Genomic DNA, 24,097 nt, shown 5'->3' with positions numbered 1-24,097 from the left:
TGCGCTCCTACTTGACCTCAGGCCGCCTTGGGCGAGAACGCCTCTTCAAATGAGCGCGCAATCCGCTCGCGTCCTTCGGATGGAATCGTCACCAGAGGTGGCCTCACATTCAGCCATATCTGATTGCCGCTTGCCTGGGCAACCAGGGCCTTGACGGCCGGTGTCACCGGAAGTGTCAGGAGCTCCTCGACAAGGCGGATAATGCGCTCGTCGTCCCGGCCGTCGACCGCCATGGCGCCGATCTCCTGCGGGAATATGTTGGCCATACCCGAAATGGCGCCCTGCCCACCGAGACGCGTGCCCTGGGCCAGATGGCGCTCGTCACCGATCAGGATAGTGAGGTCGCCATGCTCCTTGAGCAGCCGTTCCGTATAAGGCCAGTCGCCGCCTGAATCCTTCACCCCGGCAACGACCGTGGGAAAGGCATTGCGCAGGCGGCCGACCAGTTCCACGGAAAGCCCCACCATCGTCACCGAGGGGATATTGTAGAGGATGATGTCGCGCGCCTTGGCGCCGAGCAGCGCAAACACTTTCGAATACCATTCGAAGACGCCGTCATCGGCGACGTTCTTGAAGTAGGACGGCGGGGCCAGAAGAATGTTGCGCACGCCGGCATCCAGCGCCTGGGCGGCCTGTTCGGCCGCGTCATGCGCGGCATCGACCAGGACGCCGACGACCAGCCTTTCCGGCGCTATCCCGGCATTGGCGAATGCCTCCAAGGTCAAAGCCCGCTCCCTGTTGCCGATCGAGCTGCCTTCACCCGTGGTGCCGAACAACGTGACGCTGTCACAGCCGGCTTCCAGGCAACGCTTCGCGTGCTCGGTCATGAGAGGCAGGATGATCTCGCCTCCGTTATCAAAGGGGGTCGTAAGTGCCGCCGATAGACCGAATCTGGGTTTCAATGCCCGCTCCTCCAAACTGACATCGTCATCCTATATCACTAACATGTTAGTTGTAAATGGGCATGATGTCGGAGATGGCGGTATGCTTCAGGCGCTCTTGCCGTACCTCCTGCTGGCGCCAAGAAGTCGCTGGGAATAGGGATGCGTAATGGTGCCTTTCCGGAGATTTTCGATATCTGTCTCCTCCACTACCTCGCCGGCTTCCATGATCGCGATGCGCGAGCACATGTGGGAGACGACAGCGAGATCGTGACTGACCAGCAGATAGGTGAGACCGCGGTCTTTGCGCAGGTCCTGCAGGAGATTGAGAATTTCCGCCTGGACCGAAACGTCGAGCGCCGAAGTCGGCTCATCGAGCAGCAGGACCGCGGGATTTAGGACGAGTGCGCGCGCTATGGCGACGCGCTGCCTTTGGCCGCCCGACAATTGATGTGGGAAGCGGTAACTCAGCACCGGATCGAGGCCGACCGCCTGCAGGGCATCGTCAAGGCTTGTCGATTTTGTCGAGATACCCTGATTGCGTAGAGGCTCCTTAAGCTGGGAACGGATCGTCTTTCGAGGGTGCAAGGAACCGTATGGATCCTGGAACACCATCTGAACCTGGCGGAAGAATGAACGCTCCCGCCGATGGTCCAATATCTTGCCGTCCAGCCTGATCTGTCCCTCGTAATTTGGATTGAGGCCCGAGATCGCACGCAGGACCGTCGACTTGCCGCAACCGGATTCTCCGACCAGACCGAATGCCATGCCCGGCTCGATAGAGAGATTGAAATTGCTGACGACCGGCTTCTTGCCCGCRCCGAAACGGATCGTGAGGTTTTCGACTTCGATCATGCGCGTGCCTCCGTGGCGGTATCGTCAAGCCAGGAGCGTTCACGCTTCAAGACCGGCAGCCGGGCAGGGGGCTCCTCGATCGAGGGAAGCGATGCAAGCAGGCCCTGCGTATAGGGATGTTTTGCGTTTCCGAGATTCCTGGCCTCCAAGGTCTCGACGATCCGTCCCGCATACATGATCAGCACGCGATCGCAGAAATGCCGAACCAGGTTGAGATCGTGGCTGATGAAGATCAGGCCGAGATTGCGCCGTTCGACGAGCTCTTCCAATAGGCCCAGCACCTCAAGCCGAACAGTGACGTCGAGAGCCGAGGTTGGCTCGTCGGCGATCAGAACATCGGGTTCGGCGATCAGCATCATCGCGATCATGACGCGTTGGCCCATGCCGCCTGATATTTCATGCGGGTAAAGCCGTGCCACTCGTTCGGGATCGCGGATCTGTACCGCGGTCAACATCGACAGCGTTTGCTCGGTCGCTTGCTTCGCGCTCGCCTTGGGAACGTGCAGGCGGTAGGTTTCTGCGATCTGCTCACCGATGCGCATGACTGGGTTGAGCGAGTATTTGGGATCTTGAAGGATCAATCCGATCTGCCGACCGCGCACGGTCATCATCTTCTCTTCGCTGGCACTCAGCAGGTCCACGTCCTTGAACATCATCCGTTCGGCCGTGACCTTCGCGGTCGGGGGAAGCAGCTTCATGATCGCACGGCCGACGGTGGACTTGCCCGAGCCGGATTCGCCGACGATCCCGAGTTTCTCCTGGCCGAGGGTAAAGCTCACGCCGCGCACGGCTTTCACCGCACCGCCGCCGAAGGCGATCTCAAGATTGCGGATATCGATCAGTGGATTTGTCATTCGCCACCCCTTGGATCAAGCACGTCGCGAAGGGCGTCGCCGACGAGGTTGAAGGCGAGGCTGACGAGTGCAATGGCAATACCAGGCGCCGCGATGACCCAGGGACTGTCCAGCATGAATTCGCGGCCGGTGGCGGCCATGGCGCCCCATTCCGGCCATGGCGGCTGTGCGCCGAGGCCGAGAAAGCCGAGGCCCGCCGCCGTGATGATGATCCCGGCCATGTTCAAGGTCACACGCACGATCACCGAGGGAATGCACATCGGCAGGATGTGACGGGTAATGATGGCCATGGACGACGCGCCTTGCAGGCGGACGGCGGCGATGAAATCAGCGTTGCGCAGGCTGAGCGTTTCGGCACGCGCCAGCCTGGCGATCGGCGGCCAGGCCGTCAGCGAAATCGCGATGATCGCATTGGTGATGCCGGGGCCAAGCGCCGCGGCAAAACCGAGCGCGAGTACCAGGCCCGGGAAGGACAGGAAGATATCGGTGATGCGCATCAAGATCTCGTCGACGACCCCGCCGAAATACCCTGAACAGGTGCCGATCAACAGGCCGATCGGCGCGACGATCACGGTAACGAGGATGATGATGTAGAGCGTCGTGCGCGCGCCATAGATGATGCGTGCAAAGACGTCGCGTCCGAAATTGTCCGTGCCGAGCCAATGCTCCGCCGATGGAGGCGCCAAGCGGCTCGCCATATCCTGGACGATCGGATCGTATTGCGTCAACAGCGGTGCGGCAACGGCCACGAGTATGAGCAGAATGATGACCGCCAGCCCGACCAGGCCGAGYGGATGCAGCCGGAACTTGAGCCAGCCCTGATAGAACTGCTGGACGGATGATTGAAACAAGCCCTCCGGCTCGGGCGCCAGCAGCCATTGGCGGAAGCCGCCAGGCCCGGAACGGTTCGTCTGTTCGATCGGTATTGTCATCTTGTCACCGTGTCCTCGGGTCGAGGATGCGATAGAGCACATCCGAAATCATGTTGATGGTCAAAAAGACGGCGCCGATGGTCAGCACTGCGCCCATCACCACGTTCATGTCGTTCATCTGAAGACCACGCGTGAGGTACTGCCCGAGCCCCGGCCATCCGAAGACGGTCTCAATCAGGACGGCTCCTTCCAGCAGGCCGCCGAAGGTCAGGGCCATGATCGTGAGCAGCTGGACGCGGATATTCCTGAAGGCATGTCGCCACACGACCTGACGTCGCCCAAGTCCCTTCGCCTTCGCGGTGAGAATGTATTCCTGTCCTAGCTGCTCCAGCATGAAGGATCGCGACATGCGGCTGATATAGGCGACGGAATAATAGCCGAGGATCGATCCCGGCAGGATGATATGGCTGAGCGCATTCCGGAAGACCTCCCACTGGCCTTCAAGGGCCGAGTCGATCAGCAAGAAGCCGGTGACCGGGGTGACGAGGCCTTCGTAGAACACGTCGATCCGCCCCGAGGCCCCGACCAGACGAAGTTTCGCGTAGAAGATGAAAAGAGCCATCAGCCCGGTCCAGAAGATCGGGACGGAATGGCCGGCCAAGGCCAGTATGCGGACGACATGGTCGATGATCGAGCCACGACGGACCGCGGCGATGATGCCGAGCGGAATGCCCACTACGATGCCGACGACCATGGCGACCAGGGCAAGCTCGATGGTTGCCGGAAAAATGGTCAGGAGATCGCTGAGGATCGGCTGGCCGGTGGTCGTCGATCTGCCGAGATCGCCGGTTGCGACATTGCGCACATAGGTCAGGAACTGCATCCAGATCGGCTGGTCGAGGCCCAGCTCCCTGTAGACGCGGTCATAGACCTCCTTGCTAACCTCGGCTCCCGTGATGGCGAGGACAGGATCGGCCGGCAGCAGCCGCCCCATTGAAAAGGTCAGGAAGAGGAGCCCGAGCAGCGTGGTGACGATCGCCACCACGCGCCCCGCCAGACGTAGCAACATTATCAGGACCGGGTGTGGCGACGCCGCTGCGAAGGCGTCGATGTTCCGGTTCGGATCACGTTCCGATTGGAGATCGGCGCTTGCCACGTCGCTTACTCCTTCGTCACATCATGCCAACGCGTCGACCATGTCGTATGGCCCTGGTAACCCTTGACATTGGCGCGCATGACATAGGGGTCGGTGCGCTGGAAGAAGATCATCAGCGGTGAATTCATGCCGCCATAGATGGCGTCGATCTTCTTGAAGATCTCCGTGCGCTTGGCCGTGTCGCGTTCCTTCATCGACTGATCGACCAGTCCGTTGAGTTCATCGACCTTCATTGCCGTGCGCCACAGATAATAGCTGCCGAGGCGGGCCTCGTCGCTGTTGTCGGGGTTATAGGCATATTGCGTCGCGACCGCGAAAGGATCGGGAAGACGGGCGCCGGAATTGCCGAGCAGGACTTCGTATTTCCGTTCGCGGAAGGCCGGCGTGAACTCGCCGGGCACGAGATCGAGCTCTATGCCCGCGGCTCGCGCGCTGGCCTGCAGGGCCTCGGCGAAGGGCAGCGTCGGCGCGCCGGACGGATTGAGCACCTTTTTCAGCCCGTTCGGATAGCCCGCTTCCGCCAAGAGCTGCTTGGCTTTGGCCGGATCGTAATTGTACCGGTCGGTGACCTCGCTCGGAGCGCCGATCATGCCGCGCGGGATCATCGACTGCCAGGGAAAGCCGGTATAGCGCATGATATTGTCGGCAATGGCCTTCCAGTCGAAAGCGTGCTGGAAGGCTTCGCGGACCTTGGGCTTTTGAAGGTCGGGATCCTTCTGGTTGAGGGCGACATAATAGAAACCGAGGCCCGGAACGCTGTCGATGATGATATCCTCGCTCTTGGAAAGCGCATCGAGATCGCCGCTCGCCAGATAATGTCCGACGTCGACGTCGCCGGCTTCGAGTTGCAGGCGAAGATTGCCCGATTCCGGTATATGGCGGGCAACCACGCGCGCCATGGCCGGCTTGCCGCCCCAGTAGTCCGGCTGGGCGTTGAAGATGGCAACGTCGTTCGGGCGCCACTGAGCGAGTGTGAACGGGCCGCTGCCGGCGGAATTGGCCGAGAGCCAGGCGCCGCCGAAATCGCCGTTGGCCTCGTGGGACAGCACCGTCTTCTTGTCGACGATACCGATCGAAGAGCCGGCGAGCGAATAGAGAACCAAGTCGGTGCTGACCGGCTGGGGCAGCTCGATTTCCAGCGTATGCTCGTCCTTTGCCCGGACCAGCTGCTCGACGTTTTCGGGTGTAAAGCCCCACAGCGCGATGTCGGTCGAGCCGACCTGGCCCATCTTGATGACGCGCTGGATGGACCAGGCGGCATCTTCCGCGGTGACCTTGTTTCCGCTCTGGAAGACCGCATCATCGCGCAGAGTGAGGGTGATGAGCTTGCCGTCCTCCGAAACCTTCCATTCGGTGGCAAGCATTGGCTTCAGCGTCTGCAGATCGTCCGGCGATAGCTGAACGAGATTGTCATAGAGGTTGGAAATCAGCTCGGAAACGGTCCGGGCATTGTTCTGCGCCGGATCGAGCGTGCGGATGCCGGTCAGATTGGTGCCGATCACCAGCATATTGGGCGGGGAAGCCGCCCAGGATGGCTGGGCGGTGAACATGGCGGCGGTGACCGCAAATGTTGCGAATAGTTTCTTCAGCATCGTTAAGACCTCCCAATCTTATCGCACGGCAATCGCCGCGCATTCGTGCTCATTCATGTGAATATGCGAACCTGAATGGTTCTCAGCCGCTCGCTCCTGCGGCTGCCTGTTGTGCGTTTCCGGTCTCCTCCCATCCCTTGAGCAGGGCAAACAGCTCCTTGCGATCCTCCGCATCGAGCCGTGGCAGGCCGGGAACGCGAACGGGGCCTACATCCAGACCTGACTGTATGACCGCTTCTTTGACGACGGTGACGTTCGCCCCGTTGCGGAATTTCGTCCGCATCCGTTCGAAGGGCTCGATCTGGGTGACGATCGCGCGCGCCGCTTCGTAGTCGCCGCTCGCCAGTGCGCGATGGACGGCAAGCGACAGATGAGGAGCAACGTTGACGAGGCCGGATGTGAACCCCCGCGCCCCGGCCGACGTGAAGCTCGGCGCCCAGCTTTCGGCAAGGCCGCAGACGAACAGGGCACCGGCAGGGTCCGATGCGGCGATGGCGCGTGCGAGAAGCATGAGGTCCGGCGTCGCGAACTTGATGCCGGCGATATTGGCATGGCCTGCCAGACGGACCATGTCTGGAACGCTGAAGCCATCGGCCCGCACATAGGCAACCAGCGGCAATGACGAGGCGTCGGCGAGGTTGCGGAAATAGTCGATCTGGGCAGCCGGTGCGGCAAACGGATCGACCGGCTGATGCGCCATGACCGCCGTCGCGCCTATGGAGGCGGCATCCTTGGCCATGGAGATCGCTTCGCGCAGGGATCGACCTATGGCCGCGGTTACCGGCGCTCTGCCGCTCACGCCGGATACGGCAGCCTCGAAGACCTTGCGGATTTCGCTCGGCGTCAGGGCATAGAATTCGCCGGTGTTTCCGGCGGCGACGATGTTATGGATGCCGGCAGCGGCCACGCGGGCGTAGACCGCCGAGGTGACCCGCGGATCGACCTCCCCCTCCGAATCATAGGCTGTCACGGGAACGCCCGACACACCCGTGAGTGCCTGACGAAGATTTGCGATACTCATGTTCATTCCCCTCCCGATCGAACTCAGACGCCTTGGAACATGCGGGCCCGAGCATTCAATATGTGCGTCTTCATCGCCTGGTAGGCCTCGGTTTCCTCCCGTGCGAATATCGCCTCTACGATCACCGCATGCTCGTCCTGGACGCTGCGTATCTGATCCGGCGTCCGCTTGAGGCTGAGGCTGCGGGTTACCGAATGGCCAATGGCAAAGTGCGGACGGAACCACTCCCTTACCGTTATGTGGAACTGGTTGTCCGTCGCCCTTGCGATCGCATCATGCAGCGCCTGATCTTCCTCCGCCCCGAGCTTTCCGCTTCTCAGACATTGCTCGATGGCCGACAGGGCAGCGCTTATCCGGTCCTTGTCGGCGGGCTGCCAGTTCCGCGCCGCAAGCAGCGCGGCTTCTGCTTCCAGCCCCGCGCGAAACTCGAAGAACCGTTGGACGTCGGCGAGCGACCCGACCGGCACCATGGTGAGCATGGAGGAATCCGGGCGCTGCCTGACATAGGAGCCGGACCCTTTCTGCGAGACGACCAGACCATCAGCCCTCAGGCGCTCGAGCGCCTCGCGGACCACGGGCCTGGAAGCCCCGAATGTCTCGGCAAGCCTGGCTTCGGCAGGCAGTCTCTCGTTCACAGGGAAACTTCCATCGACGATCATTCCCACGATCTTTTCGTAGATGATGTCGCTGAAGCGCGTCGCGGCCCTGCCCATGTCGGTGCCGGTTGCCAGTCTCATGATCGACCCTTCTGCTGCCGGTAGCGGCGGAATTTCTGCATCCGATTTCTCGCCTGGCAGTCGGGAGGCGGATGTCGCCCGGTTCTTAACTTTCGGGCATGAGGGCTACTAAATCTGTCAATATCTGTCAACTCTTGTAATTATCTGAGAACATGTCTATCGTTCTCGTGACGTCGAGGAGGGCGTTGCGCGGCGGTTTGGGAGCCGTCGTCATTGATCTGAAGGACACCCGTCCTTTTCGGTCCAATATGGGGAGGATATCAATGCGCGATGAAATCTTGTCTCGCGGCGTGACACGCCGCGCGGTGCTTGGCGGCATGGCTGGCGTAGCGGCGTTGTCGCTTGCCGGCCGTGCGTTCGCGGCCGGCGGCGAAGCGCCTGCCCTGGCGCAGCTTGCCAAGGAGGGAAAGCTGCCTCCGCTTGCCGAACGCCTGCCGAAAAAACCGATGATCGTGACGCCCTACGAAAAAGTGGGCACCTATGGTGGAACGCTGCGACGCGGGCTGAGAGGATCGTCGGACCATAACGGCATCCTGCGCATGGTGGGCAACCAGGGCCTGGTGCGCTGGAACATGGATTTCACGGAGGTCCTGCCCAATCTGGCCGAGCGCTGGGAAGTGAACGATGACGCATCGCAATTCACCTTCCATCTGATCCAGGGCGTGCGCTGGTCGGACGGCCATCCGTTCACTGCCGACGATGTGGTCTTCGCCATCGAGGACGTCGTCAAGAACAACGAGCTTTATAGCGCGCCGCCGGCGCAGATCGTGGTGGCCGGCAAGCCGGTTGTGGTCGAAAAGCTAGATGACTACACCGTCAAGTTCACCTTCGCGGCGGCCAATGCGCTCTACCTTGAAAATCTGGCTACTCCACTCGGCCAGCACCCGACCCTGTTTGCCAAGCACTACTGCAGCAAGTTCCTGCCGAAGTATAATTCCAATCTCGATGCGGACGTGAAAGCAGCGGGTGCGGCCGGCTGGACGGAACTTTTTCGCGCCAAGTGCGGCGACATCGAAATTCCCTCGCGTTGGAGCAATGTCGAGAAGCCGACGCTCGATCCCTGGGTGGTCAAGGAACCCTATTCAGGCGGCGCGACCCGCGTCGTCATGGAACGCAATCCCTATTTCTGGCAGGTTGATACCGAAGGCAACCAGCTTCCCTATATCGACGAGCTCAACTTCGGCATTTCGCAGGATGTCGAGTCGCTGATGCTCAACGTCATTTCCGGCAAGATCGACATCCAGGAACGGCATATCAACAGCCTTGCGAACAAGCCGACTCTTTCCCAGAACATGGAGAAAGGCGACTACCGGCTGTTGTCGCTGGTGCCGTCGGCGGCCCAGCAATGCTCGCTTTATCTGAACATGACCCACAAGGACCCGGAGCTGCGAAAGATATTCGCGGACAAGGCCTTCCGTCAGGCGCTGTCGATCGGCATCAACCGTCAGGAGATAATCGACATCATCTATTTCGCGCAAAGCGAAGGTTATCAGACGGGGCCGCGTCCAGGGCATCCCTGGTATCACGAACAATTGGCCCGCCAGTTCACCGAATACGATCCGGACAAGGCGAACGCCATGCTCGATCAGATCGGGCTGGACAAGAAGAACGGCAACGGCATCCGCCTTCGCTCRGACGGACAGCCCATATTCTTCGCGATCGACGTCATCCCGACGCTTTATCCGGATCTTGTCGACGTGCTTGAACTGGTGAAGTCGCATTGGGCGCAGATCGGCGTCGACGTCAAAGTCAATACGATCGAGCGGGCGCTTTACTATACGCGCGGCGATGACAATGCCCATGATGCGCAGGTCTGGCCGGGTCCGGGAGGGCTCGACCCGATGCTCGATCCGCGCGACTATTTCGCCTTCCATCCGCAAGGCTCGCGCTACGCCATACCCTGGACGCTCTGGTATACTTCAAATGGCAAGGAGGGCGAGGAACCGCCCGAAAGCCAGAAAAAGCGCATGAAGCTCTTCGACGAGGCCCGCTCCACCGCGGATCTCGACAAGCGCGGGGCGATCATGAAGCAGATCTTCGATCTCGCCGCGGAAGACTTTGAGGTAATGGGGATTTGCCTCGCCGTCGGCGGCTTCGGGGTCATCCGCAATAATCTCCGCAACGTGCCGGAGAAACAGCCGGATAGTTGGTCCTGGCCGAACCCTGGTCCGGCTCTCCCCCAGCAGTTCACCTTCACCAGTTGATCCTGTTCATGGGGCGCCGCCGCGAGAGTGGCGGCGCCCCTGGAATTCGTTGCGGCCCGTCGAGCAGATCTCCTGATCTCGTTCGATGCGCCGTGCAAACCTGAATGCGGGTGTGCCCCATGCTGAAATTCATCGTCATGCGACTTCTGTGGATGATCCCATCGCTGTTTGCCGTGAGCTTTCTGGCCTTCGTGCTGATCCAGCTTCCGCCCGGCGACTTCGTCACCACCTACATCGCCACGCTCGCCTCGTCCAACGAGGTCGTCGACCAGAACACCGCGGCACAGCTGCGCGAACGGTTCGGGCTCGATCAGCCGATGCTTGTGCAATATCTCAAATGGATTTGGGGCATCGTCACGAGCGGCGATTTCGGCATCTCGTTCGAATGGCAGCAGCCCGTTTCCGGCCTCATCTGGGAGCGCATGGCGCTGACACTCGTGCTTGCGGTGGCAAGTCTGCTTGCGACATGGGCCATTGCCTTGCCGATCGGCGTCTACTCCGCTGTGAAGAAATATTCGATCGGCGACTATGCCTTCACCGCCTTCACCTTCTTCGGGCTTTCCATCCCGTCCTTCCTGCTGGCGCTGGTGCTGATGTATGTCGCCGCCGTCGAATTCGGGCAAGATGTAGGCGGGCTCTTTTCCCCAGAATACGAGACGGCCTCATGGAGCATCGGGAAGATGCTCGATCTGCTCGCGCATTTATGGTTGCCGGTGGCGATCCTCGCGGTCTCCTCCACGGCGAGCCTTATCCGCGTCATGCGTGCCAATATGCTGGACGAACTGCCCAAACCCTATGTCACGACGGCGCGGGCCAAGGGGCTGTCGGAATTCCGGCTACTGACGAAATACCCGCTGCGCATCGCGCTCAACCCGTTCATCTCGACGATCGCCTGGCTGTTACCGAACCTGATCTCGGGTTCGGTGGTCGTGGCGATCGTCCTCAATCTGCCGACGGCGGCACCTCTGCTGCTGCAGTCACTGATGGCGCAGGACATGTATCTCGCCGGCGCCTTCGTTCTGCTGATCTGCGCACTCACTCTCATCGGATCGCTCATCAGCGACATCCTGCTGGCGCTGGTCGATCCGCGTATCCGGCTCGAATAGGAGGCTCTCCGATGGTCGATGTCTCCATTTCCAATATACGTCCCGATCGCGCTGCCGTTGCCTCGCAATGGCAGCTCATCTGGTGGGCCTTCAAACGGCACAAACTCGCAATGGCCGCGCTCGTCGTCACGGTTGCCATGTATATCGTGGCCTTGGTGCCTGGCTTCTTCGCAATCAACGATCCGACTGCGCAGAACGCCCGTGCGACTTTCCATCCACCGCAGAAGATCCATTTCTTCGATACCTCGAACGGCATCGAGTTCGGCCCGCACTACTATCCGATGCGGTTGACGCGCGACCCGAACACACTTGCCGCGATCTATGTGGAGGACACGTCGAAGAAGGTCCCGGTCACCTTCTTCGGACGCGGTTACACCTATTCGGTGCTCGGCCTCTTTGAAACCGATATCCATCTGCTCGCATCCGCCGACAATGCGCGGCCTCTCTTCCTGTTTGGGGCCGATCGCCTCGGTCGCGACGTTTACAGCCGCGTGGTGCAAGGCGCACAGGTCTCGCTTTCCATCGGTCTCGTTGGCGTCTGCCTGTCGCTGCTGCTCGGCATCGTTCTCGGCGGCATCTCCGGCTATTACGGCGGCCGTATCGATTTCGTCATGCAGCGGGTGATCGATTTCGTGCTGTCGCTGCCGACCATTCCGATCTGGCTTGCACTTGCAGCAGCCCTTCCGCAAGGTTGGCCTGCGACGCTGCAATACATGATGATCACCATCATCCTGTCCTTCACCGGCTGGGCGCAGCTCGCCCGCGTCGTGCGCGGCCGCTTCCTGTCTCTGAGGACGGAGGAATTCGTCGCCGCCGCCCGCCTTGACGGCGTGCCGGAGAGCCGCATCATTTTCCGTCACATGCTGCCGAGCTTTTCGAGCCACGTCATCGCCTCCGTCACTCTCGCGGTGCCGGCGATGATCCTTGCGGAAACGTCGCTCTCCTTCCTCGGTCTTGGCCTGCAGCCTCCGACCATCTCCTGGGGCGTGCTGTTGCGCGAGGCGCAGAACATCCGCTCGATTGCGACTGCGCCATGGCTTTTCATGCCGGGGCTGGCCGTCGTCATCGCCGTCATGGCGCTCAATCTCCTCGGTGACGGCCTGCGCGATGCAGCCGATCCCTACAACAAGTGAGGCGCCGATGACCGATATTCTCACCATTACGCCTCGCAAGCCGCTGCTCGAAGTCAAGAACCTGGTTACGGAATTTCCGTTGCGCACCGGCATCTTCAAGGCGGTCGACGATCTCTCCTTCTCCATCGAGCCCGGCAAGACGCTTTGCGTCGTGGGAGAAAGCGGATCGGGCAAATCCGTGACCGCTCGATCCATCCTGCAGATCATCGATGCCCCCGGCCGGATCGCCTCCGGCTCGATCGTGCTCAACCGCCAGGACGGTACCTCGCTCGATCTGGCCAAACTCGATCCGCGGGGAAGGGCGATCCGCTCCGTTCGCGGACGCGACATCGCCATGATCTTTCAGGAGCCGATGTCGTCGCTTTCGCCGGTCCATACCGTCGGCGATCAGATTACTGAGGTGCTTCGCCTGCATCTCAACATGAGCAAGGCGGAGGCGCGCAAGGAGGCCATCTCCCTGCTGCGTCAGGTCGAGATTCCCAATCCGGACAAAGCGATCGACCGCTATGCCTTCCAATATTCCGGGGGCATGCGTCAGCGCGCGATGATCGCCATGGCGCTGGCCTGTAAACCCCAGCTTCTCATTGCCGATGAGCCGACCACGGCGCTGGACGTCACCACCCAGGCGGAAATCCTCGATCTCATTTCGCGCCTCCAGAAAGCACACGGCATGGCCGTGTTGTTCATCACTCACGACATGGGCGTGGTCGCCCAGATCGCCGACGACGTCCTGGTGATGCATCATGGGGTGGCCAAGGAATACGGACCGGTGGATGAGATATTCCACTCGCCGCAGGATCCCTATACGCGCATGCTGATAGGCTCGGTGCTGAAGCTGGAGCAGAAGGCGGAAATCCGCCTCGCCAGACCGCCGCTCGATACCAGCGCGGAACCGATCCTCGACATCCGCGGGCTCTCCATGCAGTTCGGCGACATGAAGGCGCTGGACGAGGTTTCGATTTCGCTGCTTCCCGGCGAGACTCTCGGCATCGTCGGCGAGAGCGGCTCGGGCAAGACCACCATGGGCCGCTCAATCATGCGGCTTTACGATCCGAGCGCCGGTGAAATTCGCTACCGCCGGGCCGACGGCAAAACCATCGATCTCGCCAGGATCGATGGCGCGGAGTTGAAAGCGGCACGACGCGAGCTGCGCATGGTCTTCCAGGACCCGTTCGGTTCGCTCAACCCGCGCATGACGGTTTCCCAGGTGATCGGCGAGCCGTTGCTGGTCAACGGCATCGCAAAAGGCAAGGAACTCGATGAGCGCGTCTGCCATCTGATGGAGCAGGTGGGCCTAGACCCGGCCACGCGGGAGCGCTACCCGCATGCCTTCTCAGGCGGACAGCGCCAGCGCATCGGCATTGCCCGCGCGATCACCCTCAATCCGCGCGTCATCGTCGCGGACGAGGCGACTTCGGCGCTCGATGTTTCGGTGCGCTTCCAGGTGCTCGATCTTTTGATGCGCCTGCAGGATCAGCTCGGCCTTGCCTACATCTTCATAAGCCATGACATCGGCGTGATCCGCTACATGTGCGACCGTGTCGGCGTCATGTATCGCGGCAAACTCGTGGAGGTTGGCGAGGCGGACAAGGTCTGCAACGCGCCGGATCATGCCTATACCCAGGCACTCATCTCGGCCATCCCACGGCCGGATCCGCGTGACCGTGATCGTTCAAGGCGGTTCCGTTACGTCGAGCCTACCGCCGCGAGCATGGCAGTCATCACGAATGGAGGAGCAGCACGATGAAGATCACCGGTATCCGGACCTTTCTCATGGGGGCGGGGGCTCCGGATGTGGGCGCGCGGCAAGGAGTGCCGCTTTCCAAGGCCGAACAGCCGTTCGCGGGGACCCGCAACTGGCTGTTCCTCAAGATCGAGACCGACGAAGACATTACCGGTATCGGCGAGTGCTCCGGCTGGCCGCGGGTGATCGAAACCGCCATCAAGGACCTGGCGCCGCTTCTGATCGGCGAAGATCCGGTCCATACCGAAAAGATCTGGCAGAAGATGCAGGTGGCGATGATGGGTCACGGCATGCTTGGCACGGTCGGCGGAGGCGCCATGACCGGCATCGACATGGCGCTGTGGGATATCAAGGGCAAGGCGCTCGGCGTACCTGTGTGGATGCTGCTCGGCGGCAAGCTGCGCGATCGCATCCCGATCTATTCGCATGCCAATTCCGTCGAACGGGCCCAAGAACTCAGGCAGCGCGGTATCAAGGCGATCAAATGTAGCGGTCTTGCCGATCCGGTTGAGAAGGTCGCCATGCTGCGTGAAGGTTTGGGCGACGACATGGATATCGCCATAGACCTGCACGGCCCGCCATGGCTGACGCCGGCCGATGCCGCACGGCTGGCCAGGGCGCTCGAACCTTATGATCTGCTCTGGGTGGAGGAGCCGCTTGCCCCTGAAAACATCGAGGGCTATCGCCGCATCCGTGATGCTGCACATGTGCCGCTGGCAGCGGGCGAGCGCGCTTCGACGATCTTCGGCGAGCGTCAGCTCATCGAGGAGGAGCTGGTTGACGTCATCCAGCCCGATACCGGACGCGCAGGCGGCCTCACCCAGATGAAGAAGATCGCCGCCATGGCGGAAGCCCATCACATTCAGATGGCTCCCCATTCCGGGTCGCTTGGCCCGGTGGCGGAATATGCCGCCCTGCACCTGATGGCTTCCATCCCCAATGCGCTGATGCTGGAACGGCTCGACGACGATTGGGAAGGCCGGCAGCTGACCATCGTGCCGCATCCTGTGCAGCAGGATGGATCGCTCGCCGTGCCGGACGCGCCAGGGCTCGGCTGCGATATAGACGAGGAATTCGTCGCCCGCTTCCCAAGCGAAGGCAATATCCCGATTCCGGCGCCCGAAACCGCGGGCTCCAACCGCGAGCGCCTCTATGTGCAGATGCGTCTTTCACGGCGCAGCTACTTCAATCCCTAGAAATCCTGGCAAAACCACAGACTGACCATTTGAGGATAATTGAAAATGAAGATTGATCGGATGCGGGTTTTCATGACCCGCGACAAGGACCGTCCGCGTGTCATCGTCGCTCTCGATACCGATGACGGGCTGACCGGCTGGGGCGAATGCTATAATCACGGTCCTGACAAGGCCTTGCCGCCTCTGCTCGACTATCTCTATGGATTCCTCGCCGGCCAGGATCCGACCCGCATCGACTATCTGGTCAATCTGCTGCTCCAGCAAAACCGCTTTCCTCCGGGCGCGCTTGGGCTTGCAGCCATTTCCGCCCTTGACCATTGCCTGTGGGATTTGGCGGCAAAGGCTGCCAATGTTCCCGTCTACAAGCTGTTGGGCGGCGAGGTTCGCGACCGCATCAAGGTCTATGCGGGCGTTTATACGGCGCCGGACGCGCCGGCGGCCCGGGACGAATTCGATCGGCTCAACGCGGATTGGGGCTTTACCGCCTTCAAACTCAGYCCCTGGCGGATCGATATGCATGCCCATCGTTGGGGCAATGTCGTAAAGGCCTCGGCCGATTATTTCCGATCACTGCGCGAAACCGTGCGGGACGATTATGAGATCGCCTTCGATGCTCATGCCAAGATATATGAGCCCGTTGCCGCTCGTCAGCTCGGTAATGCGCTTGCGCCCTACGATCCGCTCTTTTTCGAAGAGCCGCTGCGGCCGGAAAATATCGAGGCTTGGGGCGATCTTAAGCAGGGTCTGAATTGCACACTGGCAACCGGCGAGTCCCTTTACAGCCGCTATGAATTCCTGCGTCTGCTGCAGGTAAAGGGTGCGGACCTGATCCAGCCGGACATCTGCGTTGTCGGCGGCATCAGCGAAATGCGTCGCATTGCTACGCTGGCCGAGGCCTTCTTCGTCGGCGTGGCGCCGCACAACCCCATGGGGCCGTTGGCAACGGCCGTCAATGTCCATTTTTCCGCCGCCACGCAGAATTTCAAGATCCTCGAATACCGTTTGCCGGTCGGCCAGGGTTACGTCTATGGCGGTACCGAGGTGGAGAAGCGCATCGACGCCACACGCTATGTCGCCGACCCCTATCTACCGAAGGACGGCTATCTGGAGCTGAGACCCGATCGGCCCGGCTGGGGCGTGGAAATGGACGAAAAGGCGATGAATGAGGACGGTTATGTGCATTGGCAGCGGCGTGTGCCAAAGCGGCCGGACGGATCGTATGCCTTTGCCTGAGGACGTGACCGTTCTGGAAAATGGTCCGCTGACCGCCGTCTTTCAACCGAAAGCCGGCGGCCGGATGCTGCGACTTACACACCGGGATCACGGCGAAGTTCTGGTTCCCATGGGGGCGGAGCCTTTCGATCCCCTCTACTGGCCGAAGGCCGGCGCCTATCCGCTTTTCCCGTTCCATAATCGGCTCGAAGGTGGAGCCTTCACATTCGAGGGACGGTCGTTTCAGGTGACGCCGCACCCCATGAGCCCGCCGGATGCTATTCACGGCCCAGCTCACCGGCGGCCATGGAGCGTGACGGCACACGACCGGACGTCGTTGACGATGGTGCTGGACTATGCGGCGGATGACGATTGGCCCTTCGATTTCCGGGCGGAGCAGAGCTTCTCGCTCGGCTCTGGCGGTCTCACTCTCCGGCTTTCGCTTAAGAACAAGGCGGAAGCCGCGATGCCGGCCGGTTTCGGATGGCATCCTTATTTTGCAGCAGAACTATCACGCCCGGCCTTTTGCGGCGCGTCTTTGGAGCACGTGACCGACGCGATTGGCCTTCCGGCAGGTGAGACGTGGCCGCATATTTCAGCGGACATGCTCCCGGCGGGCGAATTCACGCGGCATTTCTCGAAAGCCCGAAGCGCAGAAGTCCTTGTCGATTGTGGTCTCGTCGTGCGCATGGAGTGGCAATCGCCATTGGGTTACTTCGTTGCCCACCGCATGCCGACCTATCTTTGCCTCGAGCCGACCTCGCATCTTGCCGGCGCCCTTCGCTATGCCGACAGCGAGAAGAAAGCTTTCGGCTTTACCGCCCTGTCTCCGGGCGAGGTCATTCAAGCTGAGATAGCGGTGACCGTTTTTAAATCGCACCGATAGACACAGGCGCCCCTTTATTGCGTCTGCTGAACGGAACCGTTCATACGCGAGCGGTGAAGCTCTCAGACGAATTTTTCGGCTGAAGTGCGGTCGTTTCGCGTATAACCAAGTGCGTTTCAAGCACATAGCGCACGTCGCGGACGGCCCGTGATTGCAGCATATCCAGGAGCAGGGATACGGCAACCCGACCGGCTTCCATCGAGCGGTTCGAGACAGAGGTGAGCGCGGGATAGGTAACGGCACCAAGCACGTCGTCGCAGCCGATCAAGCTGAAATCCGAGGGCACGGAGATCCGCTTTTCCGCCAAGCCCGCAAGCACCCCCTGTGCGGTCAGGTCGTCGAAGGCGACCGCGGCCGTGGCGCCCGTGGCAAGAATCGCGCCGACGGCGTTGCGGCCGGACTTGTAGCTCGGCAGCACCGCCGGCACGGTTTCCATCGCGATCCCAAGGCTGGAGGCAGCGGACCGCATGGCGGAGCGTCGCTGTTTGTTGGACCAGGAGGTGGAAGGGCCGCTGACATAGGCGATCTTGCTGTGCCCGAGTTTGACGAGATGTTCGACCGCTTCTCGTACTCCCGAGCCGCTGTCGATCAGGACGCGCGGGATGCCGTCGAGATCACGGTTGATCAGCACCAGTGGCAACTGGCTGGCGTGGGCGCGGATGCGTTCGTCGGAAAGCCGCGGGGAGGCAAGCACGAGACCTTCCACCTGGCTTGCGAAACGGCCGACCAGTTTGTCCTCCTGCTTAGGGTTCTCCTCGGTATTGCCGAGAAATATGCAGAAATCCGAGCGGTCGGCCTCGAGCTGGGCTGCCTGGATCATCGGCGGAAAGAACGGGTTGGCGATATCCGGTACGATGAGACCGATATTGCCGTGCCGGCCGGTGCTCAGCGCGCGCGCCGTATGGTTCGGCACATAACCCAGGCTTTCGGCGGTCTTCATGATCCGCTCAACCGTTTCCGGGCTTAGCATGTCCGGCCTTGTGAAGGCACGCGAGACGCTGGAACGCGCCACACCTGCCGCTTCCGCGACCTGGCTGATGGTAACGCCCTTGGCTCGCTTGATCATGGTTTCTGGAAACTCGCCCTATTGGACCCGCTTATCACGAATTCCGCAGCTTCATCAATTCGAGCGGGAGACTGCCATTGCTCGACTTGACATGCAACCGGTTGCATGGAACTCTTTTGCTAATCGGGGAAGGGAACGTCGCAGCAGGCGCGATGGACCGGTTGCTCCCGGATGTGACCGCTGGAGGTTATATTGAATTTAACACCCCCCCTTCGTCCTTCGCCGCAAACCCGGCGCATCTCCGATCGACTTTCGGTCGAGAGTTATGCGACGCGAGCCGAAATGGGCGCGGCGGCGGCGATGGACATTGCAGCGGCAGTTGTTGAACGCCTATCAACAAAATCCAATGTGCGCATGGTATTCGCAGCTGCTCCCAGTCAGGCTGACATGCTTGCAGCACTTTGCTCCGCACCAGGCATAGACTGGACCCGGGTCACAGCCTTCCATATGGACGAATATATCGGTCTCTCTCCATCCTCGTCGGCCCGCTTCGGCAATTGGCTGGATGAGCATGTCTTTTCCAAACTGGCCTTTGCTGCTGTCCACCGCATTACACCGGAGCCGGACCCGGTTGCGGAAATCCGGCATTATTCCGATCTTCTGAATGAGGCGCCGATCGATTTCGTCTGCCTCGGCATCGGGGTTAATGGTCATATCGCGTTCAACGATCCGCCCGTGGCGGATTTCGACGATCCGTTGGATGTCAAGATCGTCGAACTTGATGAAACCTGCCGCCAGCAGCAGGTGGATGACAAGTGCTTTCCGGATCTCGCGGCCGTGCCTCATGAGGCAATCACGCTGACGGTGCCGCGACTGCTTCGAGCCGACCGCTTGTTCTGTGTGGTGCCGGGTGCCGTCAAACGTGATGCAATTCACGAAACTCTTTACGGTCCGCTGAGGACCGATTGTCCGGCGAGCATTCTACGCACGCATACTGCCTGCACCCTCTATATAGACAAGGATTCCGACCCAGATGCCTGAGAAAACCGTCATCGATGCGGATGCGCTCTGTGAAGGGTATCTTGCCTCCACCCAGGCTCTCATGCGTCGGGTTCTGGAGGAGGAAAAGGACGCGCTTGAACGGGCTGCCTCGAAGCTCGCCGATCAGATCGCCGCCGACCGGCTGGTGCATATCTACGGCCCGGGCGGTCATTCCAACCTTGCCGCACAGGAAGTCTTCTTCCGCGCCGGCGGATTGATGCATGTCAGCGCCATTCTTGACGAAGGGACGTTGCTTTCCAACGGCGCGTTGCGCTCCATGGCGATCGAACGCACGCCTGGTTACGGCAAGGTTGTGATCGCCAACCAGCGGCTTGGCGAAACCGACCTGCTCATCCTGGTGAATGCCTATGGCATCAACGCCGCACTGATCGATGCGGCGCTGGAGGCGCGGCGGTGCGGTGCATTCCTGATTGGCATCAGTTCTCGTCAGCACGCCTCGAACACGTCGCCCGATCATCCAGCGCGCCACCCAACGAAGCAGAATCTGCACGATATCGTCGATATCGCCATCGACACCAAAGTGCCGGTTGGCGATGCAGTGGTCGCCGTGCCGGGTATGGGGGAAAATATCGCGGCGATCTCGACCTTCGCCAACGCTTTCACGTTGAACTGCCTTGTCATCCGCACGGTCGCCAGGCTCATCGAGCACGGTATCGAGCCGCCGGTCTGGCGCAGCGGCAACGCGCCAGGCGGTGACGAGGCGAACAGTCGCTTCATCGCCGATTTTCAGGGCCGGGTGAGGGCACTCTGATGAGGACAGTCGACGGCATCGATCCGCGCACCGGCAAAGGGATTGCAATCGATATCGCCGATGGAAAAATTGCCGCTATCCGCCCGGCCGAGAATGCCGGTTCTCACTACCTCTCGGCAGGTTTGATCGATCTGCAGGTCAATGGTTTCCGGGGCTTCGATCTGAACAGCGGCGGGGTGACGCCGAATGTTGTCCTCTCGCTCTGCGAGGAGCTCTTGAGCGTCGGCGTGACCACCTGGCTGCCGACCATCATCACCGCGTCAGAGGAAGCAATCCTCCAGGCGCTGGAAGCGATCGCAAAAACCCGTGCCGGGCACCAGCTGATCGCTGAAATGGTGCCGGGCATACACATCGAAGGTCCGTCGATCTCCGACAGAGACGGCCCGCGCGGCGCACATCCGTTGCGGCATGTCCGGCCACCCTCGATTGCGGAGTTTGACGGTTGGCAGAAGGTCTCCGGTGATCTCGTTTCAATGGTGACTGTCGCACCGGAACATGAGGGCAGCATCGATTACATCCGGGCTTTGGCCGGGCGTGGCGTGCATGTAGCGCTTGGCCATACGGCGGCAACACCCGAGCAGATTCATGCGGCGGCGGAAGCCGGTGCGGTGCTCTCCACGCATCTCGGCAACGGTGCGGCGGCCATGTTGCCGCGTCATCCGAATTTCATCTGGGCGCAGCTTGCCGACGACCGGTTGACGGCGAGTTTCATCGCCGACGGCTGGCACCTGCCATCGGATACGTTCAAGGCCATGCTACGCGCTAAGGGTATGGAACGGGCGATCCTCGTTTCCGACATGGTGGCGCTTGCCGGCATGCCGCCCGGCCTTTATGATCAGCCGGTCGGTGGCCGCGTCGAAGTTTCGCCGGAGAGGCGCATCAGCATAGCCGGCACGCGTTATCTGGCAGGCGCCGGTCTGCCGCTTTCCGCCAATGTGGCGATTGCCGCCGAGATGGCCGGTATTCAGTTGGCCGATGCGCTTATGCTGGCAACGAAAAATCCCGGCCGTTTCGTCGGCGGCCGCGGACGCATGGAAGTCGGTGCGCGTGCCGATCTCTTACGTTTTGACTGGTCGCCAGGCGACCGCGAGATCACGGTCCGTGAAGCTTGGATCCATGGCGAGAAGGCGTTCTGCGCATGATCGGAGCAGGGGCCGCTGTCGTTGATATCACGCCGCCGCCGGGGCTCTTGATGTCCGGCTTTGCGGCCCGCAGCCTTCCTGCAAAAGGTGCCCATGACGGGCTGACGGCCCGGGCGGTGGTGGTCGGAGATACGGCCGTCGTCGTCGCCGACGTCATCGGTGTCGATGCCGCAATGAGCGCCCGCATTCGCGGGCGCTGCACACTGCCTGCCGGAAACGTGATAGTCGCGGCACTCCACAATCATGGCGGACCGGTTTCCATGGCGGGCAGGCTCAGCATCGCCGCCGATCCAGCCTATCTGCAGCGGCTGGAAGATGCCTGTGTGGCGGCGATCGACAAGGCTGCCGCGGCCCGCCAGCCGGCAAGGATTGCCGTGGGGCAGGGGAGCGACCCGGGGATAGCGCGCAACCGGCGCCATCCCGGCGGACCGGTGGACGCTTCCCTGCCACTGCTGCGAATTCGTGGCGAGGATGGGACAATGATCGCCCTCGTGACGGCCTATGCCTGCCATCCGGTGGTGCTCGCGGCCGACAACCTGCTATGGACGGCGGATTATCCGCATTTCGTGCGCCAGGCACTGGAGGAGGCTCATCCCGGCGCGCTAGCCCTTTTCATGACCGGCTGCGTCGGCGACGCCAATACCGGCCATTCGGCGCATGCGTCCATCACGCTCTCCGCCAATGAGGACCGGACCTATGAGGTCGCCGAGCGGATCGGCCGCAAGATTGCCGAAGCAGCCCTCGCCGCCTCGGAGACTCTCGTCCCGGAAACCGTCAGTGCACGAAACAGGACCGTCATGCTGAGCTTCCAGCGTCGTGAGACGGATGCTCCGGAAATCCTCGAGAGACGTTGGCGAGAGGAGGCTCTGACCGCCGAACCCGCGCGGAAGAACCTGTTGAACTGTTGGGCCGAGTGGGCACGCGATATCGCTCCCGTCGAACCTGATCCGCTTGCCGTGCGGGTGACCGTGCTCGACTGGGGGGGCGTGCACATCGTGGCTCTGCCGGGTGAGATTTTTGCCGAAACGGCTTTGTCGATACGCGCCGCGTTCGACTCCCAAAAGCCTGCCTTCGTCATCGGCTTTGCCGACGACAATCCGGGCTATATCCCGCCCGTCGGCGAGTTTACCCATGGCGGCTACGAAATCGACGAGGCGCACCGCTATTACGGCATCGCCGCGAGCTTCGCGCCTGGCGCGGCCGAAGCCCTTGCCGACTGCGCCATCGCACTGGGAACGGCGACGAAGGAGGGGTGAAGCGGCAGGCCTCGAATGGCGTGCGGGACTGATCCGATGCTTGACACGCAACCGGTTGCATGAGAGCTTTTTATCAATAACAAGAGGGAACAGGGCCATGAAAAACGTATCCGTGAAAAACAGGGTTTCCACCCGCGCGCTGCTTCTGAGCACGGCATTCGGCGCGATTATGCTTTCCGGCTTCTCTTCGGCTTCGGCGGAAACGCTGACCGTCTGGAGCGGCTATCCCGAAATGGCGCCTTTCTACGAACATGTCGCCCAAAGCCTGAAGACCAGTTATCCGGACCTCGAAGTCAAGGTCGAGGCAATTGCGCTGCGCGAGCATGAAAAACGCGTCGCGCTCGGCCTTACAGGTGGTCAGGAAGGGGTCACCGTCATCGAGCTTTCCGGCTCGACCGCCACTCGCTATCTCGAAAACGGCCTTCTGCCTGAAGCCCCGGATGATGTCGCGACCTTCGTCACGGACCCGAAGAACTTCGACAAATTCTTCAGCGAAACGGCCAGTTACGAGGGCACCGTCTATGGCGTGCCGCTCTTCCGCGGCCAGGGTTCTCTCTATTACAATACCGACATGTTCAAGGCGGCAGGCCTTACCGAGCCGCCGAAGACCATGGAGGATTATTCCAAATATGCCGAGGAACTGACTCAGCGTGACGGCTCCGGCAAGGCAACGGTTTCAGGCTGGAGCCTGCGCCTTTCCGGTGGTGGCCAGGGCATAGCTGAAAAGTTCTGGATCAACATGCACCAATATGGCGGGGCGATCCTGGTGCCGGCCGGTGATGGAAAATGGAAGCCCGATTTTGCCAATGAGGCCGGCCGCAAGGCGCTGAAACAGTATCTCGAAAACATCTACACGCTGAAGACCGTCACGCCGGAAATGCCTGCCGACGCCGATGCGTTCGAGCGTGGCCAGACCGCCATGTTCATACGCGAATCCTGGGTAATCGGCGATATCGCCAAGAAGGCGCCCGATCTGAAATACGCCACCGCGCCGCTGCCGAAGGGCTCGATTGCGCTGCCGACCAATCTTTATGTCGCCGGCGACGATGCTGATATCGGCTGGGAGTTCGCCCAGGCGGCCAATTCGCCAGAAAACCTGGTCTGGCTACTGGAGAATGTTGGCTGGCTGCCCAATCGCTCGGGCGTCGATTATTCAAGCGTTACGGCCAAGCAGCCGGCCTTTGCCGCCTTCGTCGATTATCCGCAGGGCTATGAGTTCTTCACATTGCCGTCGATCGGCCCGATCGAGGAGATCCTTACCCGTGTTGCGGCCCAGCTCGTGATCGCCTTCGGGGATGCCTCGATGGCGGCCGACGACGCCAAGATCGATGCCTTCCTGAAAAAGGCGAGTGACGAAGTGAACACCATCCTCGATCGCGAAGGGCTGCTGGCGAAGTAAGTCGCCATCACCCTCGCCAATCGCATCCGCCC

Annotated in this window: 21 protein-coding genes; 12 read left to right on the top strand and 9 right to left on the bottom strand. The window is 61.2% G+C overall.

Annotated elements, in window-relative coordinates; all coding sequences use genetic code 11:
- Nucleotides 1-17: 17 nt before the first annotated feature.
- The 8 genes from LCM4573_RS07790 to LCM4573_RS07755 all read right to left on the bottom strand — a co-directional run bounded on the left by LCM4573_RS07790 (nt 18) and on the right by LCM4573_RS07755 (nt 7,968).
- Nucleotides 18-902: a dihydrodipicolinate synthase family protein gene (locus LCM4573_RS07790; protein ID WP_071005698.1), complete on the bottom strand. Its 885-nt coding sequence runs from the start codon at nt 900-902 to the stop codon at nt 18-20.
- Between the two features lie 87 nt (nt 903-989).
- Nucleotides 990-1,736 carry an ABC transporter ATP-binding protein gene (locus LCM4573_RS07785; protein WP_071005697.1) on the bottom strand — a complete coding sequence of 249 codons (747 nt, stop codon included), beginning with the start codon at nt 1,734-1,736 and terminating at the stop codon, nt 990-992.
- Nucleotides 1,733-2,590 carry an ABC transporter ATP-binding protein gene (locus tag LCM4573_RS07780; RefSeq protein ID WP_071005696.1) on the bottom strand — a complete coding sequence of 286 codons (858 nt, stop codon included), beginning with the start codon at nt 2,588-2,590 and terminating at the stop codon, nt 1,733-1,735. The genes LCM4573_RS07785 and LCM4573_RS07780 overlap by 4 nt, the downstream gene beginning before the upstream one ends.
- A complete protein-coding gene (gene nikC, locus LCM4573_RS07775) occupies nt 2,587-3,522 on the bottom strand; it encodes a nickel transporter permease (protein WP_071005695.1) in 936 nt (311 codons plus the stop codon). The genes LCM4573_RS07780 and nikC overlap by 4 nt, the downstream gene beginning before the upstream one ends.
- A 4-nt stretch (nt 3,523-3,526) precedes the next feature.
- Nucleotides 3,527-4,618 (bottom strand): ABC transporter permease, encoded by a 1,092-nt coding sequence (locus LCM4573_RS07770; RefSeq protein WP_071005694.1) that lies wholly within the window; start codon nt 4,616-4,618, stop codon nt 3,527-3,529.
- 5 nt (nt 4,619-4,623) lie between these two features.
- On the bottom strand, nt 4,624-6,210 hold the full coding sequence (locus LCM4573_RS07765) for an ABC transporter substrate-binding protein (protein ID WP_071005693.1): 1,587 nt from the start codon (nt 6,208-6,210) through the stop codon (nt 4,624-4,626).
- 82 nt (nt 6,211-6,292) lie between these two features.
- Nucleotides 6,293-7,231, bottom strand: a complete 939-nt coding sequence (locus LCM4573_RS07760) for a dihydrodipicolinate synthase family protein (RefSeq protein WP_071005924.1) — start codon at nt 7,229-7,231, stop codon at nt 6,293-6,295.
- 23 nt (nt 7,232-7,254) lie between these two features.
- The gene (locus LCM4573_RS07755; protein WP_071005692.1) at nt 7,255-7,968 is read right to left on the bottom strand and encodes a FadR/GntR family transcriptional regulator; all 714 of its coding nucleotides are present in this window, start codon (nt 7,966-7,968) and stop codon (nt 7,255-7,257) included.
- 263 nt (nt 7,969-8,231) lie between these two features.
- Between LCM4573_RS07755 and LCM4573_RS07750 the strand changes: the two genes are divergently transcribed.
- From LCM4573_RS07750 to LCM4573_RS07720, 7 genes are all read left to right on the top strand, one after another.
- Nucleotides 8,232-10,172 (top strand): ABC transporter substrate-binding protein, encoded by a 1,941-nt coding sequence (locus tag LCM4573_RS07750; RefSeq protein ID WP_071005691.1) that lies wholly within the window; start codon nt 8,232-8,234, stop codon nt 10,170-10,172.
- Between the two features lie 119 nt (nt 10,173-10,291).
- On the top strand, nt 10,292-11,278 hold the full coding sequence (locus LCM4573_RS07745) for an ABC transporter permease (RefSeq protein ID WP_071005690.1): 987 nt from the start codon (nt 10,292-10,294) through the stop codon (nt 11,276-11,278).
- Between the two features lie 11 nt (nt 11,279-11,289).
- Nucleotides 11,290-12,411 (top strand): ABC transporter permease, encoded by a 1,122-nt coding sequence (locus LCM4573_RS07740; RefSeq protein WP_071005689.1) that lies wholly within the window; start codon nt 11,290-11,292, stop codon nt 12,409-12,411.
- Nucleotides 12,412-12,418: 7 nt separating this feature from the next.
- Complete coding sequence (locus LCM4573_RS07735) at nt 12,419-14,158, top strand: ABC transporter ATP-binding protein (protein ID WP_071005688.1); 1,740 nt, start codon at nt 12,419-12,421, stop codon at nt 14,156-14,158.
- Entirely contained in the window at nt 14,155-15,351 is a 1,197-nt protein-coding gene (locus LCM4573_RS07730; protein ID WP_071005687.1) for a mandelate racemase/muconate lactonizing enzyme family protein, read from the top strand. Before LCM4573_RS07735 ends, LCM4573_RS07730 begins: the two co-directional genes overlap by 4 nt.
- Before the next feature lie 45 nt (nt 15,352-15,396).
- Nucleotides 15,397-16,584, top strand: a complete 1,188-nt coding sequence (locus LCM4573_RS07725) for a galactarate dehydratase (protein ID WP_071005686.1) — start codon at nt 15,397-15,399, stop codon at nt 16,582-16,584.
- On the top strand, nt 16,571-17,449 hold the full coding sequence (locus tag LCM4573_RS07720) for a hypothetical protein (RefSeq protein WP_071005685.1): 879 nt from the start codon (nt 16,571-16,573) through the stop codon (nt 17,447-17,449). The genes LCM4573_RS07725 and LCM4573_RS07720 overlap by 14 nt, the downstream gene beginning before the upstream one ends.
- A gap of 40 nt (nt 17,450-17,489) precedes the next feature.
- Here LCM4573_RS07720 and LCM4573_RS07715 read toward each other — a convergent pair whose 3' ends face one another.
- Nucleotides 17,490-18,515: a LacI family DNA-binding transcriptional regulator gene (locus LCM4573_RS07715; protein WP_071005684.1), complete on the bottom strand. Its 1,026-nt coding sequence runs from the start codon at nt 18,513-18,515 to the stop codon at nt 17,490-17,492.
- A 192-nt stretch (nt 18,516-18,707) separates the two neighbouring features.
- Here LCM4573_RS07715 and LCM4573_RS07710 point away from each other — a divergent pair, with 192 nt between their 5' ends.
- The 5 genes from LCM4573_RS07710 (at nt 18,708) to LCM4573_RS07690 (ending at nt 24,065) form a co-directional block, all read left to right on the top strand.
- Nucleotides 18,708-19,496, top strand: coding sequence for a 6-phosphogluconolactonase (locus LCM4573_RS07710; RefSeq protein ID WP_116285368.1), 789 nt, complete (start codon nt 18,708-18,710; stop codon nt 19,494-19,496).
- Nucleotides 19,489-20,268: a sugar isomerase domain-containing protein gene (locus LCM4573_RS07705; protein WP_071005682.1), complete on the top strand. Its 780-nt coding sequence runs from the start codon at nt 19,489-19,491 to the stop codon at nt 20,266-20,268. The genes LCM4573_RS07710 and LCM4573_RS07705 overlap by 8 nt, the downstream gene beginning before the upstream one ends.
- Complete coding sequence (locus LCM4573_RS07700; protein ID WP_071005681.1) at nt 20,268-21,410, top strand: N-acetylglucosamine-6-phosphate deacetylase; 1,143 nt, start codon at nt 20,268-20,270, stop codon at nt 21,408-21,410. Before LCM4573_RS07705 ends, LCM4573_RS07700 begins: the two co-directional genes overlap by 1 nt.
- Nucleotides 21,407-22,666, top strand: coding sequence for a neutral/alkaline non-lysosomal ceramidase N-terminal domain-containing protein (locus tag LCM4573_RS07695; RefSeq protein ID WP_071005680.1), 1,260 nt, complete (start codon nt 21,407-21,409; stop codon nt 22,664-22,666). The genes LCM4573_RS07700 and LCM4573_RS07695 overlap by 4 nt, the downstream gene beginning before the upstream one ends.
- A gap of 97 nt (nt 22,667-22,763) precedes the next feature.
- On the top strand, nt 22,764-24,065 hold the full coding sequence (locus LCM4573_RS07690; protein WP_083347346.1) for an ABC transporter substrate-binding protein: 1,302 nt from the start codon (nt 22,764-22,766) through the stop codon (nt 24,063-24,065).
- Nucleotides 24,066-24,097 lie beyond the last annotated feature (32 nt).

Source organism: Rhizobium sp. LCM 4573 (assembly GCF_001854865.1).
Taxonomy (GTDB): domain Bacteria; phylum Pseudomonadota; class Alphaproteobacteria; order Rhizobiales; family Rhizobiaceae; genus Neorhizobium.
The sequence above is the reverse complement of the archived record's forward strand: the minus strand, read 5'-3'. Positions and strand labels throughout refer to the sequence as shown.

Excerpts from the sequence above, each read along its gene's own strand:
- LCM4573_RS07760 (WP_071005924.1), bottom strand. The coding sequence starts at position 7,231 with ATGAGTATCGCAAATCTTCGTCAGGCACTCACGGGTGTGTCGGGCGTT.
- LCM4573_RS07730 (WP_071005687.1), top strand. The coding sequence starts at position 14,155 with ATGAAGATCACCGGTATCCGGACCTTTCTCATGGGGGCGGGGGCTCCG.
- LCM4573_RS07755 (WP_071005692.1), bottom strand. The coding sequence starts at position 7,968 with ATGAGACTGGCAACCGGCACCGACATGGGCAGGGCCGCGACGCGCTTC.
- LCM4573_RS07735 (WP_071005688.1), top strand. The coding sequence starts at position 12,419 with ATGACCGATATTCTCACCATTACGCCTCGCAAGCCGCTGCTCGAAGTC.
- LCM4573_RS07740 (WP_071005689.1), top strand. The coding sequence starts at position 11,290 with ATGGTCGATGTCTCCATTTCCAATATACGTCCCGATCGCGCTGCCGTT.
- LCM4573_RS07780 (WP_071005696.1), bottom strand. The coding sequence starts at position 2,590 with ATGACAAATCCACTGATCGATATCCGCAATCTTGAGATCGCCTTCGGC.
- LCM4573_RS07765 (WP_071005693.1), bottom strand. The coding sequence starts at position 6,210 with ATGCTGAAGAAACTATTCGCAACATTTGCGGTCACCGCCGCCATGTTC.
- LCM4573_RS07715 (WP_071005684.1), bottom strand. The coding sequence starts at position 18,515 with ATGATCAAGCGAGCCAAGGGCGTTACCATCAGCCAGGTCGCGGAAGCG.
- LCM4573_RS07690 (WP_083347346.1), top strand. The coding sequence starts at position 22,764 with ATGAAAAACGTATCCGTGAAAAACAGGGTTTCCACCCGCGCGCTGCTT.
- LCM4573_RS07720 (WP_071005685.1), top strand. The coding sequence starts at position 16,571 with ATGCCTTTGCCTGAGGACGTGACCGTTCTGGAAAATGGTCCGCTGACC.
- LCM4573_RS07700 (WP_071005681.1), top strand. The coding sequence starts at position 20,268 with ATGAGGACAGTCGACGGCATCGATCCGCGCACCGGCAAAGGGATTGCA.
- LCM4573_RS07695 (WP_071005680.1), top strand. The coding sequence starts at position 21,407 with ATGATCGGAGCAGGGGCCGCTGTCGTTGATATCACGCCGCCGCCGGGG.
- LCM4573_RS07705 (WP_071005682.1), top strand. The coding sequence starts at position 19,489 with ATGCCTGAGAAAACCGTCATCGATGCGGATGCGCTCTGTGAAGGGTAT.
- LCM4573_RS07745 (WP_071005690.1), top strand. The coding sequence starts at position 10,292 with ATGCTGAAATTCATCGTCATGCGACTTCTGTGGATGATCCCATCGCTG.